Annotated in this window: 16 protein-coding genes; 13 read left to right on the top strand and 3 right to left on the bottom strand. The window is 38.0% G+C overall.

Annotation, left to right across the window (positions count from 1 at the left end; translation table 11 throughout):
* Positions 1–3: 3 nt before the first annotated feature.
* Positions 4–1,653 (bottom strand): ABC transporter substrate-binding protein, encoded by a 1,650-nt coding sequence (locus tag MKZ10_RS17755; protein ID WP_342510270.1) that lies wholly within the window; start codon positions 1,651–1,653, stop codon positions 4–6.
* A gap of 106 nt (positions 1,654–1,759) precedes the next feature.
* Here MKZ10_RS17755 and MKZ10_RS17750 point away from each other — a divergent pair, with 106 nt between their 5' ends.
* On the top strand, positions 1,760–2,986 hold the full coding sequence (locus MKZ10_RS17750; RefSeq protein ID WP_342506422.1) for an MFS transporter: 1,227 nt from the start codon (positions 1,760–1,762) through the stop codon (positions 2,984–2,986).
* Positions 2,987–3,272: 286 nt separating this feature from the next.
* Positions 3,273–5,639 carry a polyprenyl synthetase family protein gene (locus MKZ10_RS17745; protein WP_342506420.1) on the top strand — a complete coding sequence of 789 codons (2,367 nt, stop codon included), beginning with the start codon at positions 3,273–3,275 and terminating at the stop codon, positions 5,637–5,639.
* A gap of 376 nt (positions 5,640–6,015) precedes the next feature.
* On the opposite strand, the gene MKZ10_RS17740 is transcribed toward MKZ10_RS17745, so the two are convergent.
* The gene (locus MKZ10_RS17740) at positions 6,016–6,501 is read right to left on the bottom strand and encodes a DinB family protein (protein WP_342506417.1); all 486 of its coding nucleotides are present in this window, start codon (positions 6,499–6,501) and stop codon (positions 6,016–6,018) included.
* A 268-nt stretch (positions 6,502–6,769) separates the two neighbouring features.
* On the opposite strand from MKZ10_RS17740, the gene MKZ10_RS17735 reads away from it, so the two are divergent.
* The 10 genes from MKZ10_RS17735 to MKZ10_RS17690 all read left to right on the top strand — a co-directional run bounded on the left by MKZ10_RS17735 (position 6,770) and on the right by MKZ10_RS17690 (position 18,561).
* Complete coding sequence (locus MKZ10_RS17735) at positions 6,770–7,555, top strand: amino acid ABC transporter substrate-binding protein (protein ID WP_342506415.1); 786 nt, start codon at positions 6,770–6,772, stop codon at positions 7,553–7,555.
* Between the two features lie 122 nt (positions 7,556–7,677).
* Positions 7,678–8,337: an amino acid ABC transporter permease gene (locus MKZ10_RS17730; protein WP_342506413.1), complete on the top strand. Its 660-nt coding sequence runs from the start codon at positions 7,678–7,680 to the stop codon at positions 8,335–8,337.
* Positions 8,338–8,352: 15 nt separating this feature from the next.
* On the top strand, positions 8,353–9,099 hold the full coding sequence (locus MKZ10_RS17725) for an amino acid ABC transporter ATP-binding protein (protein WP_342506411.1): 747 nt from the start codon (positions 8,353–8,355) through the stop codon (positions 9,097–9,099).
* A gap of 302 nt (positions 9,100–9,401) precedes the next feature.
* Positions 9,402–11,153: a sensor histidine kinase gene (locus MKZ10_RS17720; RefSeq protein ID WP_342506409.1), complete on the top strand. Its 1,752-nt coding sequence runs from the start codon at positions 9,402–9,404 to the stop codon at positions 11,151–11,153.
* Positions 11,154–11,164: 11 nt separating this feature from the next.
* Complete coding sequence (locus MKZ10_RS17715; protein WP_342506407.1) at positions 11,165–12,286, top strand: response regulator; 1,122 nt, start codon at positions 11,165–11,167, stop codon at positions 12,284–12,286.
* Between the two features lie 139 nt (positions 12,287–12,425).
* Positions 12,426–13,487, top strand: coding sequence for an ABC transporter substrate-binding protein (locus MKZ10_RS17710; RefSeq protein ID WP_342506405.1), 1,062 nt, complete (start codon positions 12,426–12,428; stop codon positions 13,485–13,487).
* 315 nt (positions 13,488–13,802) lie between these two features.
* The gene (locus MKZ10_RS17705) at positions 13,803–14,900 is read left to right on the top strand and encodes an ABC transporter ATP-binding protein (RefSeq protein ID WP_342506403.1); all 1,098 of its coding nucleotides are present in this window, start codon (positions 13,803–13,805) and stop codon (positions 14,898–14,900) included.
* Entirely contained in the window at positions 14,881–16,551 is a 1,671-nt protein-coding gene (locus MKZ10_RS17700) for an iron ABC transporter permease (protein WP_342506401.1), read from the top strand. Before MKZ10_RS17705 ends, MKZ10_RS17700 begins: the two co-directional genes overlap by 20 nt.
* Positions 16,552–16,585: 34 nt before the next feature.
* Positions 16,586–17,713 (top strand): ABC transporter substrate-binding protein, encoded by a 1,128-nt coding sequence (locus MKZ10_RS17695; protein ID WP_342506399.1) that lies wholly within the window; start codon positions 16,586–16,588, stop codon positions 17,711–17,713.
* An 11-nt stretch (positions 17,714–17,724) separates the two neighbouring features.
* Positions 17,725–18,561: a hypothetical protein gene (locus tag MKZ10_RS17690; RefSeq protein ID WP_342506397.1), complete on the top strand. Its 837-nt coding sequence runs from the start codon at positions 17,725–17,727 to the stop codon at positions 18,559–18,561.
* A 113-nt stretch (positions 18,562–18,674) separates the two neighbouring features.
* On the opposite strand, the gene MKZ10_RS17685 is transcribed toward MKZ10_RS17690, so the two are convergent.
* Positions 18,675–18,947: a phospholipase gene (locus MKZ10_RS17685; RefSeq protein ID WP_342510268.1), complete on the bottom strand. Its 273-nt coding sequence runs from the start codon at positions 18,945–18,947 to the stop codon at positions 18,675–18,677.
* Between the two features lie 217 nt (positions 18,948–19,164).
* Between MKZ10_RS17685 and MKZ10_RS17680 the strand changes: the two genes are divergently transcribed.
* Positions 19,165–19,836 (top strand): sporulation initiation factor Spo0A C-terminal domain-containing protein, encoded by a 672-nt coding sequence (locus MKZ10_RS17680; protein WP_342506396.1) that lies wholly within the window; start codon positions 19,165–19,167, stop codon positions 19,834–19,836.
* Positions 19,837–20,315: the final 479 nt, after the last annotated feature.

Raw genomic sequence — 20,315 nt, 5'->3', positions numbered from 1 at the left:
TTTTTACTTAATAGTCGGCCTCACCCATACCTTAGAAAAATCAATATAACCAAAATGCTTTATATTGATGTTCATCAAATCGGCTGAGAATGGAATTTGACGTTTGGCGTAATATAACGGAATCATGACAGAGTTTTCAAGCAGTGCTTTCTCGACCTTCAGGTTTAAGGCTGTCCAATCTTCGAAGGGGGTATGCGCATAGTCAGCTAGATAACGGTTTAGTGTGGGTTCATTTTTAACAATCGCTGCTAATGGCGAGTATCCATTTTTAAGAAGCTGGAAAAATGAGAAGTTTTTATTCATCTCGAATATTTCACCATGAATAAAACGGTCGAATGATTGGTTGCGGTCATCATCATAGAGATTATCGGTGAAGGAAATTTGTTTTAATTCAATAGGGACGCCCTCTTTTTCTAATATTTCTTTTAGCCACATCGTTGTTTCTTGTATATAATTTACTATTTTCAAAACAAGTGGTGTGGAAAACTCTGGACGTTTCACTTCTGGGATTGTGTAAGTTTTACTTTGCCCAATCAGGAATCCTTGGTGGTTCGATAGCAGACGGGCGTCGGCTTGGCTAATAGTATAACGATGTTTTGCAATAACGTAATGGACATAGTCACGAATTTCCTTGCGCCGAATTGCTGAATTACGAAATGAATTCATGATGACGACGCCGAAGCCAGAATCACCTTCCACCTGAAATGTGGGCTGGTCCTCTATTTGTGTTGTTGATCGATACGCAATTTCAAAGTCCTCAGGTACTTGTACAAATTCTACAAGGTCTACTAAAGGTCTTTCACCAAAATAATCTTTAAAAGCGGCTAAAGTTGTTTTCGAATCATGGTTATCTTGAACATAAAAGCAACCTGTTCCCAGTAGTTCATCCTTACTTTCTTTATAAATACTAGCATTCATTGTTCCAAGCATATGTAAACAATAGCTACAGCCATCTGGGTAATAAATATCGATGACTAATGGAGCGGGAGCATCGATGTGGTGTATAGGTACCCACAACTCTTGAAACTGTGGATGATTGCGTAGCTTGTTCAAACAAACGACTATATCTTCGGCAGTCAATATAGATCCATCATGGAATCGTATATCTTTTTTTATATACAATCGAAGTTTGTATGTAGTGACATCCCAGCTATGTGCAAGTTCAGGTAGGACAGTGCTTTGTTCATCGACAGCAACGAGTCGATTAAAGATATTTGCAACTATATTCGCACTACTGACATCGGCAGCTTTTAGAGGATGCATCGTTAGAAATGGGAACCTTTTTGGGATCACGAGCTTATCATTGGAGGTTTGAAGATAGCCAAATTTCGAACGAAATGTATTTAGTAAACGCTGTTTACTATCGAGTGACCAATCTAATTCTAAATATTTACTACTGAGTTCAACGGGTTCTTCAATAATTATCCTCGTAACTTGCTCTTCAAAAATAGCTTCTACATTTTTTAGCCACAGAAGAGTAGATACATTGCCCCTACCAAGTCCTGAAGTAAATGTCAGCCATCCTTCTGTAGACCATTTTTGTATATAACGTGTCGTTTGTTTAGCACTTAAATGGAGCACTTCTGCCAGTTCTTTTTGTTTGATATTACCAGATGGAACCGATTTCCATAAAGTTAATAAGTATGTATCCATCATACGCTCCTTTTGAAAAGTGGACATATATATTTATATTGTCCATTTTTTATTTTGTACGTCTAGTTTAACATTGATTCTACAAAAGAAAGAGGGAGGTTACCATATGACTTGGAAAGACTATCCACAAAATCTTAAAGTTCGCCTAGTCACATCTTTTTTAAATCGTGCTGTCTCATCGGCGGTCATGCCGTTTATGGCCTTATTTTTTGCACAGGAAATAAGCAAAGTTTGGGCGGGTATCTTTTTACTATTTACAGTTATCGTCAGTTTTTTTGTTAATTTGATTGGTGGTTATATATCTGATCGCTTTCCACGTAAAAGAGTATTGGTCCTCACTTCATTGGCAAGTGCGTGTATGTTTTTGGTTATGACAATAAGCTTATATCCTAAAGATAATATTATTTGGTTATTTGCAATTGCTTACGTACTTTATATTGTGACAAGTAGTCTTGGGCGACCGGCTATGAATGCTCTTATTATGGATTCGACGACACCGGATAATCGAAAAGCTATTTATGCGCTTGATTATTGGCTTGTGAATTTATCGTTGGCGATTGGGGCTGCCCTTGGTGGCCTGTTGTATGTACATCACCAAATTGAGTTGTTCGCATTCCTAACAATGACTTCGATAAGCTTACCGATTGCCTATAAAGTCTGGCTCATTGATGAACAGACAATTCGGTTTAAAAAGCAGCATCGGAATGTGTTGTTGGATGTCATCCAAAGTTATAAAATTGCTTTTCAAGATAGTCCATTTGTCAAAGTCGTACTTGGCTCCATGTTTATCTTTGCTGCGGAATTTTCTTTAAATAGCTATATTGGTGTTCGCCTAGCGGAAACATTTGAATCTGTATATATTGGCGGATTTGAACTAGCAGGTGTACGCATGCTAAGTATTCTTAATATCGAAAACATGCTGCTCGTTGTCTGCTTTACGTTTATGATCAATAAATTTACGGACCGTTTCAGCAAGCAAAGAGTATTGCTGATTGGTCTTCTTATATATAGTATCGGTTATATTACGGTCATGTCAGCAAACATTTGGTACATATTGTTGCTGTTTAATTTAATTGCTACGCTTGGCGAACTCATCTATTCACCTGTACGTAATGCAGAGCAAGCAAATATGATTCCAGTAGATAAACGAGGTTCTTATTCGGCCTTTGCCAACATTTCATTTAGTGGAGCAGACCTGATCGCTCGTTCAACAATTATCATAGGTGCTTATCTAATCCCTACGATGATGTCTGTTTATATCGGTGTTATTTTGATGGTCGGTATTTTCCTATTGTATACAGGTTTGTTTTGGAGGAAACCTGTTAAACTGTAAAAAATGATTGGCATCAAAAATAAGGGACTATGGAGGAAATCAATTTTCACTGATTTTCTCCATAGTCCCCTTCTTGTTTTATTGTATAGTGTTTGTACTTGGTGCACAGTCACTCATTCAATCTATAAGGTTTGAGTGACACCCCAAGTAGGGAATTCTAGCGATAAAGATGTTAGTATAAATTTAGTTCTAAAAAAGCTTGAGATAGTGTTTAGATCATTAACATTGGCTTGGATGATAGGGCATACATATAGATGATAACATTAAAGAAGAGGTATTGATGAGTATGAATGAGAAGTTACAAAAAAATGCCGATGCATGCTATCGGTTAGCTGAGCAGAAGGCTGCTCATTATTTTAAGTCACTTTCTGTACAACTTATGCAAAAGACTTACGCCCCAACTCTGATACAAGATATACAGTCCTGGAAGCAAAAACATATTCACTCTAACTCATTATTATCTTTTCTTTCACGTGGAAAGGGCAAATCTGATTTGAATGGATATCACAATTATATTCAAAGGCTGGAGTATACAGGCAAACTAGATAATTATCTGGATCGAAGCATTTCCTATATTTACATGCGTGATTTGGGCAAAGCCTTGGACTCACCTGAGACACAGACTAGAGTTCGCCGTGTAGTTGATAGTCTTAAAAATCACCTGAGGCATTCCAACGCAACGGGGACGTTTAGTATGGCTTGGTTGTATCGACAGGCACAGAAGGAAGGCGTTGAGTCTGCCATGATCTGGGTTCTGGATAAATTAAAGACTGTGTCCTCTAACGTTCCGAAGGGAATGGATGCTGCGGAGGCCAAGCGAAAGCTTATCAAAATTATGGCTGGAGTTATCATGCATGTGTTTGAAGAGATGCCTGTTGATATTTCTCCTGAAGAACGTTCCCGGAAACTTGATGAAGCGATTCGGCTAGGGTATTGCTATGGTTTGACCTATCCATTCATTGACGATCTTCTTGATGCCAACGTTTTATCTGAAAAGGAGAAAAAACGATATGCTGATTTAATTCGTACCACGCTTATTACAGGGGCTGTTCCTGAATTAGGCGAGTGGATTGGGAAAAATACGGGTTTAATCACATATATTCATTCGGAACTCCGAGAGGCATTTGAGTATATCAAGGTCCATCAGAGACCTGAGATAAGAAAAAGTTTTTTCGAGCAATCCTATGTCTTTTTCAATTCTCAGGAAGAGGATCGAGTAAAGGACCTATTCAATGCAAATTACACCAATGAAGAGCTTTATATCCCTGTCATTTTAAAATCTTCTTATTCCCGATTAATTACCCGTTCAGTCATAAGTGCTCCTGAGGATGAAGGCTTTGGCAACCGAACATTTTTATATGGAATTTACAATCAGCTAGCGGATGATTTTGCAGATATGTTTGATGACATGGAAGAGGGAAGAGTAACACCCTATACCTATTATATGAAATATCATGATAGTCGTTTGGATCTGATCAACCCCTTCGAATTGTATTGGACGGTCATCTCCAATTTGATCCACAATGTGTATCACTCAGATAGCAAGGCCTGTGAGGTAATTCTCAATCGTGCAATAAATGGTCTGAAACGATTTAAAAAACGAATGGGCACTAAACAATACAGCGAAGTGATGAGGTTATTTGATTGTGGAAATCAAAAGTTCAGCAATGTCGTTCAAAAAATGGTTCGAAATGCGGACGATGTGGATTTCTTTGATAAACTGCTTCGGGATCATATGATTACTAATCTGAAAAATGAGCGACAAGAGCAGGAAGACTTTTTAGAAATGATTGAAACCGTGCGCAGTCGGATTAACAGCTCATTAAATATCCCCGCAACTCGGAATGTTTCTTTGATGGAAGAGCCGATCATTGAAGCTGCAAATTATAGTCTAGAAAGCGATGGGAAGCGTTTGAGGCCAATCATGACTTGGGTCATGGGGGTTAACGAATATGGATTAAAGGAGTCGGCAATCGTGCCACTTCTGAAATCATTGGAATATATGCATACAGCATCCCTGATTTTTGATGATTTACCATCCCAGGACAATGCGTCCATTCGTAGGGGGCGTCCGACATTGCATCAGGTGTATAACATTGCTATAGCGGAATTAACTGGGCTTTACCTAACCCAAAAAGCGATTGAAGAACAAACATCTCTCGACCAGTTCGATTCGAAAACCGTGCTTAACTTGATTCAATATTCATCACAAGTAACAGGAGATATGTGTAGAGGACAGGCGATGGATTTAGATTCAAAAGGGAAACCATTGACACTGGAGCAATTGAATACGATGTGTTTCTATAAAACAGGGATTGCATTCGAAGCCTCTCTCGTCATGCCTGCCATTCTCGCGCATGCAAAGGAGTCAGAAATGGAAGCTTTGAAAAGTTTCGCTCGTCATGCCGGTATTGCGTTTCAGATTAAAGATGATCTGTTGGATGTTGAAGGAGATCAGAACGTATTAGGAAAGCCCGTTGGAAAAGATTCTGAAAATAATAATACGACATTTGTATCTATCTTAGGGATTGCTGAAGCCAGAAAAGCGATGTGGGAGCATTATTGCTGTGCAATGGAAGTATTGCAAGAAGTGCCACGTAATACTACTTTTTTGAAGCATTTATTAAATTATATTGTGAACCGTGATCATTGAGTTTGATATCCCTAACTAGGGATAGAGTACAGGGAGTTTTGTTGAAGATTAAATAGGCATTACCGAGTGAAGTTGGGCAGCACTCTGTAATGTCTTTTGCTGTTTGAACATAAAATGTGCTTAAACTATGAATTGTTTAAGCACATTTTACGCTTTCAAAAAGTATCGATCATTTGCCAGCAGTTATCGATCAATTCAACGAACTTATCGTCATTTCGGAATTTTAGAACCGTCCGAGTCGTCCGTTGATAAGAGGCTAAGCATAGTTTTTGAATGGATAGCGCTTAGGAATTTCGCAACCGTGTATGAAAGAAGTTCGCATGTCTGTCACGTCATAAGACAAAGAGCTGAAGATTACTTCAACTCTTTGTCGGTCTCACATTAGCTTACTCTTTATTTCTTCAATTTGGGCCAAATGTCTTTTTTCATGCAGGCCGATAAAAGGAATCCATTGTTCTAAGCCTAAATCACCAAACGCTGGATGTGGATAACTTCTCTGTGCTAATAATGTTTTATCTGCGGAAGCTACAAGATTGCTTAAGTTTTCTCTAGACTTTGTAAGTTTACTTTTCATTTCTTCTAAGGAAATAAAGTCATCAGATGGAGTCGCAAATAAAGGTGCAGTTACTTTCGTTGAACGATTCGTCGTAAATTGTATTGGCTTTTCGACAGGGGCTTTATTTTCCCCATTAGCTAACTGGTCTGAAAGTGCATGGACAATAGCGCGTTCCATTAAATACAAATGATTCAGCACCTGCATAATACTCCAGCGCCCTACCTCTACCTGTTCATTCAATTGTTCATCCGATAAATTCTCTACACTTTGTAAAACATCTTCTCTAATTTTCTTATTATCATCCACTAATGATGCCCTCCATTCAATTCTGTTTATTGTTTCGCAGTAGTACATATATAATAAACCACGTCTATTGATTAACCAAGAGTAGCCAGAAAAAATTGAGTCGAGTGCTTGGTTCCTGAAACCTCAATTTCCGACTTCTATTGTGGGAAGATTAGGAATATATATAAGGGGGTAGTCAATTAGTTGTATCCATGCTATTCTATTAATACGTTAACAGACTAAAGTATTTAAAGTGAGTATTGATCATTGAAAGGGGATTTTTACAGTTATGAAACGTATAGCAACTATTTTTATAATGATGGCAGCAGTTTTTACACTTTTAATGGGGTGTAGTTCATCCGAAGGACAAACTACTAACAGTTCAACTACTGAAATAGTCATTGGCATTGACGATAAATTTGCACCGATGGGATTCCGTGATGATAATAATGAAATTGTTGGTTTTGATATTGACTATGCGAAAGCTGCAGTTGAAAAGATGGGCATGACGGCTACATTTCAACCCATTGATTGGAAAACAAAAGAAACAGAACTAAGCAGTGGACGCATTGATCTTATTTGGAATGGGTATACAATTACAGATGAGCGTAAAGAAAAGGTTTTATTCACTAAGCCTTATTTACGAAACGCGCAGGTCGTTGCTACATTAGCGGATTCAGATATTGCAAAACTGGATGATTTGGATGGGAAAGTTGTAGGACTACAAGCGTTATCTTCTGCAGCTGACGCTTTAGGTGCAAACCCAATCGAATCAAAAGTTAAAACAGTAACAGAATTTGCCGATAATGTTCTTGCATTGCTTGACTTAAAAACAGGTCGTTTGGACGCTGTTGTAATCGATGAAGTTGTCATTGATTATTACATGTCTCAAGAAGAAGGCACATTTAAAGTACTCGATGAATCACTTGCACCAGAGGAGTATGGAGTCGGTGTGAAAAAAGGGAATGAGGAATTGCTTGAGAAGCTACAGACAGCACTCGATGAGCTGAATGAAGATGGTACTGCTGCTGAAATCTCTGAAAAATGGTTTGGGGAAAATAAAGTGTTACAGTAAGCTGACCGAACCTGTTACGCTTAGCCTTGATAGAGGTGTAGGTCTTCAGCTGAATGAAGATAAATATGTGACAAACAGGATTTCCTTGGGAAACCCTGTTTTGTTTTTGGGGGAATCCTTTCATGTCTTTAGATTATATAATTTCAATACTTAAGCCGATGCTGGAGGGGGCGCAAGCAACTGTCCTCCTGTTTTTAATTGCCATTGTGGTATCAATTCCGCTTGGTTTTACCTTAACGCTTGCCGTGAGGAGCAACATAAAACCGTTAGCTTGGTTTGCGAATGGTTATATTTACTTAATGCGTGGTACACCTCTTTTATTGCAATTATTATTTTTCGTCTTCGGGCTACCACTTCTTCCTTTCATCGGGGAGTACTTGGTGTTTGATCGATTTGCGGCTGCTTGTTTAGGATTTATCTTGAATTATGCCGCCTACTTTGCGGAAATCTTCCGTGGTGGACTTCTATCAGTTGATAAAGGCCAATATGAGGCTTCACAGGTGCTCGGTTTGAATAAATGGCAAACAACGACAAGAGTCATTTTGCCTCAAATGTTTCGGGTTGCACTTCCAGCTGTTGCGAACGAGTCCGTAACACTGGTGAAAGACACGGCATTACTCTATGCCGTTGCAGTACCGGAATTATTACACTTTGCGCAGACAGCAGTAAACCGTGATTTTACTATCATACCTTTCTTTTTCGCAGGTATTATTTATTTAATGATAACGCTCGTATTGACCTTATTCTTTAAATGGCTCGAACGGCGATTCAAATATGACTAAGAAGGAGCGATGAAAATGGCAATCATTGAAGTATCCAACCTCAAAAAATCATTTGGCAATCTCGAAGTACTTAAAAAAATTACATTTGATGTTCACAAAAACGATGTGGTTGCAGTCATCGGTCCCTCGGGCTCAGGGAAAAGCACGATGCTTCGCAGTTTAGTCCATCTCGAAGAAATTAATGGTGGTAGTATACAAATATCAGGTGATTATCTTGTCAAGGATGGCAATTATGCAAAACAGCAGGCAATCAAACAAGTGACTGCGAAAATGGGAATGGTATTTCAGCATTTCGATCTCTTCCCACATCTTACAGTTAGAGAGAACTTGGAACTTGCACCCAAACTGACAAAGAGAGAACCGGCAGCTACGATTCGAAATAGAAGTACAGAATTGCTAGATAAAGTTGGGCTTTCTGATAAGGCAGATGTATATCCAGCAAAACTATCTGGAGGTCAAAAGCAACGTGTGGCGATTGCTAGGGCACTTATGATGAATCCAGAAATTCTGTTATTTGATGAGCCCACTTCTGCTTTAGACCCTGAATTAACGGGGGAAGTATTGGAAGTGATGAAGCATCTTGCTGAAGAGCATATGACGATGATTGTCGTGACGCATGAAATGGGGTTTGCCAAAGAAGTGGCTAACAGGGTTATTTTCATGGACAACGGAGAAATCATTGAGTCGGGCAATCCTACTGATGTATTGACGAATCCACAGCAGGAGCGGACAAAAGCCTTTTTAAATCGTAGTTTGAAATAATATAATTCAATTTGGAGTATCTAATTTAGTTTGGATTATTTCAAGGCTCGTTAACGGACATACCTTTTTACATGAACCATCCTTCTGCTTCTTAAAGCTAAGGATGGTTTTCTTATTTTTTGTTTTAAAAAAGGAAGCCTTTATATTTTAGAAAGTAATGGTATAATTCTTGAAACTGATTACTCGCACAACTTCTTGGTAGACTTGGTTTGCGAGAATGATATAAGAGAGTGTAGATGATGAATGTTCGTTGAGGCAAATGTGCGAAGCGGGTGATGAAGGTGCTTAGGAAGTTAATGGGTTTGAAGTTACAAACGAAACTAATGCTATTTTTTTCTGCCATTACATTTGTGTCTGTGCTATCTATGGGGATATTTACCTTCCAAGTGAGCTCAAAAATGATGAAAGAACAGGTTAGTAGAGGCATCATGGAGAACTTGGCACAAATAAATAAAAATCTCGCATTTTTTTCTAGAGATATCGAACAGCTTAGCAATTATATTTATCGTTCAGACTTGGTGCAGGAGAAACTTTATAAAAGTTCATCACGGGCAAATTTAGAGAAATACCATGATTTTGAACAGGTGAATGCTTTGTTTGACTCTGTTTTAGGTACGAAAAATTGGACGATTAATTTATATATTATTGGTTTCAATGGGGATCGTTATTTTACAGGTGATTATTTACCCCCGCAATATAATCAAGTCTCAGAAAACTGGGGGGTTTTTAGAAAGGCAAAAGAAGCTAATGGGGCAGCGGTTTGGGATACGCATTATACTATTAGACATGCCGAATCGCAGGAAGTCGTTCTCCGTGTTGGGCGACTTTTGAAGGGGCAGAACAGTGAAGCAATTGGCTATTTAATTATCGATATATTAGAGCCGTCAATCGCAGAATTGTATCAATCAAACTATCATAGTATTCAAGAGCAAATGTATTTAATTGATTCTGAAGGTTATATTATTTCTGCCTATCCGAGTAAAACGACGATAGGGACAAAAATGAAGCATGAATCGGTTGATACTATTTTAAGTGGTCAACGAGGTTTTTTTGATACTACTTTACATCAAAAAAAATATATTACCATCTTCGATACGAATGAGGAAACGCATTATAAAGTGGTAAACTACCTACCTGAAAGTGAAGTGACTAGCGGTAGCCAACCGATCAAGTATTTGACGCTGCTTTTAATCGTGATTGCTTTTATTGTGACGGTTTGGTTTACCTACCTATTTGCGATTTCGATCACGTCACCCATGAACCGCTTAAAAAATGTTATGAAGAAGGTCGAAAAAGGAAATCTTGATGTGCGATTCCAAGCGAATTATCAAGATGAAGTGAGTGAGTTAGGGCGCAATTTTAACAGTATGATCCAGAAATTAAAAACATCACTCCAAGAAAGCATGGAAAAGAAAAGCCATTTACAAGAAGCGGAAATCAATATGCTGCGTGCGCAGATTAATCCACATTTTCTTTATAATACACTTGAAACAATGAGTGCAATAGCTAAAATAAAGGGCGTGAGGATGATTAGCGAGCTGGCGATTGCACTCGGTGAAATGATGCGTTATTCCATTAAAAAAGATAGCGAATATGTTCGTCTTGAAGAAGATTTAGTGCTCTTAGAGCGCTATTTATTTATTCAAGAGGTTAGATTTCAAATGAAAATGAAGATAAGTATTTCAGTTGAAGAATCAGCAAAGAAATTATTGATTCCTCCATTATTAATCCAACCACTTGTAGAAAATGCGATTATTCATGGGCTGGAAACCAAAGTAGGGCAAGGTGTGTTATCAATTCGAATCTATCATGACGAATCGGTACTTTGGGTTGAAATAAAGGATGATGGCGTTGGCATGAATGAAGAGAAGCTGGCCGCGGTTACAAAACTACTGGAAAGTAAAGTAAACTCATCGCAGTTAGGAATCGGTTTAGAAAATGTCGTCAAAAGAATTTCGTTATATTATGGCAATATGTATGGAGTCACGATTGCCAGTAAAGAGGATGTAGGTACGACTGTCATCATGAAATTGCCAATGATGCAGGAGAATTAAGGGGTGAAGTTATGCTAAGAATGGTGATTGCAGATGATGAATGGCTGATCCGTGAAAGTCTTCAATATGGCATTGATTGGACTACATTAGGGATAGAGGTGGTGGGGACGGCTGCTGATGGCCATGAAGCAATTGCTTTAATCAAAACGGAGTCGCCTCATTTACTAGTTACAGATATCCGAATGCCGGGAGTAGATGGACTTGAATTAATTGGTGTTGCCAAAGAGTTGAATCCGAATTTAAAATCCATTATTATTTCGGGTTTTGGCGAATTTGAATATGCACAAAAAGCTTTGAAAATAGGTGCGGATGATTACTTATTAAAGCCTATTGTGGACGCAGATTTAATAGAAATCGTTAATCGCCTTGTTTGCCAAGTGAAGGTGGAGGAACAGGACAAACAAGAAAAAGTAAACAGCTATCTCCTTAAAGTGATTCGGGGGGAGTTAAAAGCCGACAAGCTGTTATTTGAGCAATACGGGTTAAGTGGGCAATATGGGGTTATTTGTTGGGATAGTGAATCCGCAGACTCGTTGCAGATACAGGAACCGGGGATTAAAAGCTTGGGGCAAGGTATTGTATTTGTTGAAGAAGCTCAACAAAAACAACTATTTTTTAAGCAATTGGATGGGTTATTCATGAATAATAAAATTATAGGTGGCTGTAGCACTTTCTCCAACAATTGTGAGGATCTTCACAGCCTATACAAACAAGCGTTAATGGTGAAAGAGCAACTGAAGTTTAGTCGAGAGCAAGGCTGTTTGTTTTATGAGCATTCGCATTCTCCAATTAATATGGAGGAGGTGTTTCTATATATCGAAGAGCATTATCAAGAATCGCTTACACTACAATCTTTGGCAACGAAATTTTATATCTCGGACAGTTATTTTAGTAGGATATTTAAGCAACATACAGGCAAAAACTTCATTGAATATGTGACGGATTATCGTATGAAGATAGCTAAGGATCTTCTGGAGTATTCGTTAATGAAAACAAATGAAGTAAGTATGGCAGTCGGTTATACAGATCAACGCTACTTCAGCCAAATTTTTAAAAAGCATGTTGGTATGACGCCATCCTTATATAGGAAATTGGCCAAGGAAGAAAAAATAGTAGAGGCAAGAAAAAGGTGAGTACCTGCTGAAAAGGGACTCACCTTTTTGGGATGCGAAATATATTGAACATTAAGGAAATTATACCTCATTGTAATCGCTTTCATACGGTCGTTATAATTAAAGCAGAATTACATTAAGAGAAAGGGAGTTGAAATGATTGAAGAAGTTAATATTTTTTATGTTAGTTGGATTACTTGCGCTAGTGATTGCAGCATGCGGTCAAGAGGATGGGAAGACAGCGACTGAAGACAAGTCAGAAACTACAACAGAAACTAAGACGGAAACTAAAAAATCAACAAAAGTTACAGTTTACTCGCCGCACCAAGCCGAGATTATTAACCCTATTGTAAAAGAGTTTCAAGACCGAACAAAAATTGAAGTGGAGCTTGTAACAGGCGGTACAGGTGAGTTACTAAATCGAGTGAAAGCTGAGTCTGGAAATCCTTTAGGTGATGTTTTTTGGGGTGGTGGAGCAGAGTCATTAGCTGCTTTTATAGACAATTTTGAGGCATATAAAGTATCCAATGATGCCGAAATTGCTGATATTTATAAGAGTGGGGATGGATCTTGGACCGGTTTTTCTGCTTTACCAATGGTCATCATGTACAACAAAGACATGGTTGAGGAAGATGAAGTTCCGAAATCATGGAATGATTTACTTGATCCAAAATGGAAAGGGAAAATTGCATATGCTGACCCTGCGAAATCAGGTTCATCGTATACACAGCTTGTAACGATGTTATTTGCGAATAAAGATGATGGAGCAGACGGCTGGAATTATGTTAAAGATTTTGTTGCTAATTTAGATGGTAAAGTTTTGGGCGGCTCAAGTATGGTCTTTAAAGGTGTAGCGGATGGAGAATTCCCAATTGGTGTGACGTTGGAAGAAGCTGCTTACCGTTATATCTCTGGTGGTGCAAATGTTGATGTGGCGTACCCAGAAGAAGGGACTTCCGCTGTTCCAGATGGTATGGCATTAATTAAAGGAGCTAAAAACGAAGAAAATGCACAACAATTCTTAGACTTTTTAGCGAGTAAAGATGTTCAAGAAATCATTGTGAAGGAATTTAATAGACGTTCTATTCTTGACGATGTGGCTGCGCCAGAAGGGTTAATTCCTTCTAAGGATATTCCACTTGTAGATTATGATTTTAGCTGGGCAGCAGACAATCAAGCCGATGTTATGAAAAAGTTTCAAGATATCATTATAGGTAAATAAGAAAGTAGAAATGTGATTGTTTATGGAAGGTAAAGGAGAAAGAATCGTTGGTGTAAACGATTCTTTCTTTGTTTAACTTGATTCAGCAGAAGTTCCCACTTCTATAAGTGCTGGATGAATGACAGAAAAGCATTTCAATCAGAGGGAGTTCAAACTCCCTGTACTGACGCTTTGCTTTCAGTACAAATACAGTTGCTGATTCAAGTTAAGCCTCCGGCGGATGTTAAGGATTTTGAAGGGTGTGAATTGTGCTGCGCGCAATTCAAAATCCTAACGCAATTACGCCGAGGCGCAATTGATAGGAGGAAGATTATTGTGACTGACGTTCGAATTGATGGAGTGACAAAATATTTTGGAGATATGAAGGCCGTTAATAATGCTGACATCCATATTCAAGAGGGAGAGTTCTTCACATTGCTTGGGCCAAGTGGATGTGGGAAAACGACATTATTGCGTGCGTTGGCAGGTTTTTATCGTCAAGATGAAGGCGATATTTATTTTGGAGAAACGTGTATTAACGATTTACCCGCGCATGATCGAAACATTGGAATGGTGTTTCAAAGCTATGCTATTTTCCCGCATATGTCCGTCTTTGATAATGTTGCGTACGGTTTGAAAGCAAGGAAAATCAAAAAAGCTGAAATTCAACGTCGTGTGATGGAAGCATTGGAAATGGTTGAGCTTACTCAATTTAAGGATCGACAGCCAGCTCAAATGAGTGGTGGTCAGCAACAGCGGATTGCACTTGCGCGGGCAGTCGTCATTCATCCAGGTTTGCTGCTCATGGATGAACCTCTTTCCAATTTGGATGCTAAGTTACGTTTGAAAATGCGCTCAGATATCCGTGAGTTGCAGAAGCGACTCAATATTACAACTGTCTACGTAACACATGATCAGGAAGAGGCGCTTGCTGTTTCAGATCGAATTGCTGTTTTGAAAAACGGAATCATTCAACAAATAGGTAAACCGCATGAAATTTACTTACGCCCACAAAATAAATTCGTTGCTAATTTTATCGGATCAACAAATTTTTTAGAAGCTGAGTTAACGAAAGCGTCAACAATACGGGTTGAAGGAGTCGATTATCCAATTGTGCTCGACAAGCCGTATGTCGGAAAAGTGATTTTTAGTGTAAGACCCGAACAAATTATAATCAAAAAGTCTGCTAAGCAGCAAGAAAATATGTTTATCAGAGGAACAGTTAAAGAAGCTGTGTTTCTTGGTGAGAAAGTAGAGTATAGCGTAGAGCTTGCTTCAGGTAAGATGATTAGCATTCATGAACACGCTGTCAGTTATCGCGATTTAATGAACTTAGGTGACGCAATCGAATTGTATCTTAATCCGGAAGAAGCGATTATTTATTCGGAGGATGGGGAGGAGGCATTGAATCTCCATGGAAAAACAAGTGCGTAAGTCTAGAAAAAACAAGATTTTTCGATGGGATTTTTGGAATCTAGTAACAATATTAGCTTTTTTATTTGTTCTTTTATTTTTGGTATATCCACTGTTTAATATTTTTGTTAACAGTTTCTACCAAGATGGTTCATTTACATTGGAAACCTATAAAGACTTTTTTACGTTGAAATATTATTATGGTGCGTTAACGAATAGTTTATTTGTTTGTACATTAGCCACTATTTTTGCCATCTGTATAGGACTGCCAATGGCTTATATTATGGCACGGTTTGATATACCGTTTAAGAAAACAATTCATATCCTGATCATTTTGACATTGCTTTCTCCACCATTTATTGGTGCTTATTCATGGATTTTAATGCTTGGAAATAATGGTTTTTTAACTCAGTTTTTCCATGGGATTGGTTTGAATACAAAGTCTATTTACGGTTTGCATGGTATGATTTGGGTGTTTACGATTCAATTCTATCCACATATTTATTTGTATGTATCGGGAGCATTGAAGACGATAGATTCCTCATTGGAGGAAGCGTCTGAAAGTTTGGGGAGTACACGCTGGGGGAAAATGAGAACAGTCACAATTCCGTTGATATTCCCAACGTTGTCTACAGGGGCATTGATGGTGTTTATGGCTTCATTTGCTGATTTTGGTACTCCGATGTTGATGGGGCAGGGAATAAAGGTATTACCTATTTTAGCGTATGAGCAATTCATTAGTGAAATGGGTTCAAACCCGGCGATGGCCAGTACGCTTAGTATGATTTTACTTACTGTTAGTACGAGTATCTTATTTTTGCAACGTTACTTAGTATCACGTAAAACGTTCACGATGAGTTCGATGAGACCACCGGCACTGATTAAATTAAAGCCATTGCAAAAGTTTTTTGCATTACTTTATGTTGGTATTGTTGTTGGGGTATCGATTATACCACAAGCGACTGTCATTACGACTTCGTTTTTAAAAACGAATGGGCCTGTATTTATGAATCAGTTTAGTTTGGATAGTTATCGTGAAGTACTTTACCGGGTACCCAAAGCGATTGTAAATACGTTTACATATGCCAGCGTGGCGATTGCTTTAATGGTTATTGCCGGTCTATTATTATCCTATGTTGTTGTCAGAAGAAGTTCAAAGATAACGGCTCTCCTAGACACATTGATCATGATTCCTTATGTTATACCAGGGACGGTGTTGGGAATTAGTTTAATCATTGCATTCAATAAACCGCCGTTTGCGCTAACGGGTACTTGGATTATTTTAGTGATTGCCTATTTCATTAGAAAACTACCCTATACGATGCGGTCTAGTACAGCTATTTTGCATCAAATTGATAAAAGTGTGGAAGAAGCATCGATTAGTTTGGGTGTTCCACCAATGAAGACATTTTTTAAAACAACGGCTGTTCTCATGCTACCTGGTGTTCTATCAGGTGCGATTTTAAGCTGGGTGACGACCATCAATGAGCTAAGCTCTACAATTGTTTTATATGCCGGTGCAACTGCGACAATCACAGTTGCAATCTACAGTGAGGTGTTCACAGCAAACTTTGGAACAGCTGCTGCACTCGCTACGATTCTATCATTAAGTACGATCGTATCACTCATTATTGTAACGATTATTTCTGGGAAAAAGGGAATTCCGATTTAACTTGACTCAGCGAACGAATATAGGAGGAATCACATTGAAAAAGATATTTTTGGTCATTAGTATAGGGATCTTATTTCTTTGTGTATTTTTCCTTTATTCTTTAAAACCGGAAAATACGATTGATCAAGAGATTGTGAATAATGATCAAATTACTTTATGGTTATATTCTCATGAGTTGATCGAACTTGCGAAGCAGTTTGAAAAAGAAAATCCTGCCGTTAAAGTCATTACCAAATTGGTGAAAAATCCAAACATATTAGTAGAGGAACTTTATGCAGCCCAGTCTGCAGGTAATCCACCCGATTATGCAGAGATTCCCTCATGGTATGGAATTTTTCCGCTGATTGAATCAGGTGCAATTGTTCCTGTGACGGATTACTTATCACCGGAGTATGAAAAGGAGCTCCCAGCTGCGATTAAAAAACGATTCCAATATGCTGATGATTTATGGGCAATGCCAATTAGCTATGAAGTACCGTTGTTATTTGTCAATGAGGCACTTCTATCAAAAAGTCAACTTGCGGTAGACTTTTTGGACAGTTTTCCGGCTGTGTTCGAATTAGCGAGAGAGCTATCTGGAAGCACGAATCATAAATTTAAATGGATCGTAAATGCAGATAATCTGTACCCTTGGTATTTAATGAACATAGATACGCAAAGAAGTGTTATGAATGCATCAGCGTTAATTGAAGATAATGAGGCATTTCTATTTCACCAGAATCATTTAGCTCTAACTGATTTTATTAATGGTGAAGGAGGAATTTTACTTAGCTCTTCAAATAAGCTGCAATTAATTGAAAAGTTAATTGGTAGTAAGTTTAAGTGGCAGGTTATGCCGTTTCCAATTGAAACGAAAAAGCTAATTCCAAACGGCAATGGATTAATTGTCTTTAAGAAAAATGATCAAAGCACAGAATATAAGAAGCGATTTTTACAATATATTCAAGAAAAAGAGCACTTAAACACATTTGCAGTAGCCAATTCTACAATTCCAGCAAATATTAATATAATCCAAAGTGAGTCTTATCAAAGGCATTATCGGCACTTTCCATATTATCAAAAAATTGTTCTTGAAAGTTTAGAAGCTAGCGGACACTTATTGAAGCGTGAAGATGAAGCGGAGTGGAAGCAATTGATTCGCGCTAATGAGAATAGAGAGTAGGTAATGAATGAATGACAATCTCAATGGTGGAATTATTGAATGAAGGTAAGGTTGGACGACCAGAAGTGTGCGAGGATCTGTACGTCATCACTCCTGATTTTGTTGCAGTGATTGACGGGGCAACGAATATCTCGGACCGGTTGATCGAAGGAAAAGCGCCTGGAAGGTTTGCAGCAGAAGTCATTCAGGAAACGTTGCTTGGTGTACAAAAAGATGTGACGTTGGTTGATTTAATTGCACAAATCAATGGAAATTTGCAAAGACGTTATCAGATATTTGGTATGGCAGAGGAAATTGAAAAAAACGCTTGGATGGCACCGACCGCTTGTTTAATTTGTTATAGTCGATATTATCATGAGGTCTGGCAGATAGGCGATTCACAGTGTATGATTGACGGGCGTTTATATACGAATGATAAGCCGATTGATGCAATTACAGCCAACGCGCGGGCGATGTATTTAGAAACAGAGTTAAAAAAGGGGAAGACCCTTGAGGATTTAATGGAGCATGATACGGGATGGGACTATATCAAACCGTTAATTAAGCAGCAATACTATTTGCAAAATGACAAAGATAATCAGTTTGGGTTTGAAGTAATCAATGGGTTTGATGTGGATTTTTCTCGAGTCAAGATTATTGAAGTCCCTGTAAACGCAGAGACAATGATCCTTGCTTCAGATGGTTATCCAATCATCAAAGAGACATTGGCTGAAACTGAAGTAGCTTTGAGCCAGTTGCTTGCAACCGATCCACTTTGTTTCCGACAATTTAAAACATCAAAGGGATTGCAAAAAGGCAATCGCTCCTTCGATGATCGGACATATATTCGATTTGAAGTAAACCGTTAAAAATGCATGAGTACCTGACTCCAAGGGTTTATAGAGTCAGGTACTTATTATTTTATAAACCTTTTACTTAATTCAGTAAAAGTTCACCACCTTTATAAGATCCAGATGAATGCTTAATAGTTTGAGTGATTGTCATCTCGGTTAAAAAATCTGCAAGTAATACGTGATTGTAATCTCATATAATTATAAAGCAGACGAGCGTGTCTACCTTTTTGTGTACAGGGGTTTATTTTCGGACGTAAGCGTTCGAGAAATTCATAGTCACATTCACATGCATGTCTACCTCTACGATAACAGTCATCATGTGCTTTACAGGCGGCATCGACATCATTGATAGGCGCTCCGGGTCCGTTACAACCGGGTCCACACCAATTATAGCCAGGCAAAATACATAAACGAAATCTCCTATTTCTTCTTTCCGCCAAAGTTAATCTCCTCCCTTAAATTTCGCTTAACCGATACTGTAAGCTATTCAATTGTGTATAATTATGTATAAACTGTTACCTAAGAATCTCATAATTAATTTCCCATTTAGGATCAAATGATAGCGGGATGCAAGTAGCTTATTCCGTTGGAGATAAATAATATTTGGAGGTTATTTACATGGAAGTGAATAAAGCAGTAGAAGAAAAAATCGGAAAAACGTTCAAGCGAATTCAAAAAGCAATTGATTATAACGATCACGAATATATAGTAGAACTCATTAGTGACTTGGCGGAGTACTCTTATTTCGAGGGTTTTAAAAGAAAAGAGATAAAGGGAACGAATGAGCAGAAAAAGCCAAAACGATCAAACAATAACGCTAACCGTAACATTGAGATAAATCCAAAAGTCTCTTCCATCGTTCGTGAACTTGGAGTACCAGACCATATTAAGGGCTCTAACTATATAAAAGAAGCGATCACGTTGGTTCATCAAGAGCCTTCGCTACTATCGAGACTTACTAAAGATTTGTATCCACATATAGCAGAAAAGAATAATACGACTGCTAGTAGAGTGGAACGTTCCATTCGACATGCAATCGAAGTGTCATGGAAACGGGGAAGTGGGGACTCCATCTTCACGATTCTTGGTTATGACATAAATGAAATTAGATCCAAGCCTACGAACAGTGAATATATTCACCTTGTGACAGAGTATATAAGAAGGACCTCTGATGAGGATGGGGGCGAGCAACAAAAGGAGAGCCTAGAAAAAGATCAGAAAGGCGTATCAATTGAAGATATTCTAGTGGAATCAAATCCTCAATCTAAGCTGGAAATCGAGGGTAATTAGTGTTAATGAAAAATATCAAAGTAATTAATTCCGACAATCAGTTATGGATTTTCGCATATTAGTTGCCTAATGGAAAAACAAAGCTAAGTTGTTTTGATATCTAACTAATTTTTTTACAATGTAAAACACCTTTTTCTTAACTAGAAGGGTGTTTTTTTATTTTTCGTATGGAAATAAAAGATGAATAAAACGAGTTTCTACTATAAAGGGAAGTGCTTGATTCTCCTATTATAAAGGACAGATTGTATATAAGTTATAAATAATATATTACTTTACTTTTTAATGAAATTATCGCAAATTATGAAATGATTTATGACCAATAAAACCCTGTTATATGAACGATTTGTGACGCGTTTGTGGTGAACAATTTGTGACGTGTGACTCGGAAAATTGTTTTCTCGATTTTATTATATTAAGGTTAATTTTGAACTAAGGGATTTCCCTGTAACAATACTTTTTGAATATCAATTCTATCTATA

Source organism: Sporosarcina sp. FSL K6-2383 (genome assembly GCF_038618305.1).
In the GTDB taxonomy this organism is placed as follows: Bacteria; Bacillota; Bacilli; order Bacillales_A; family Planococcaceae; genus Sporosarcina.
Note: the sequence above shows the minus strand (reverse complement) of the source record. Positions and strands in the feature narration are given on the sequence as shown.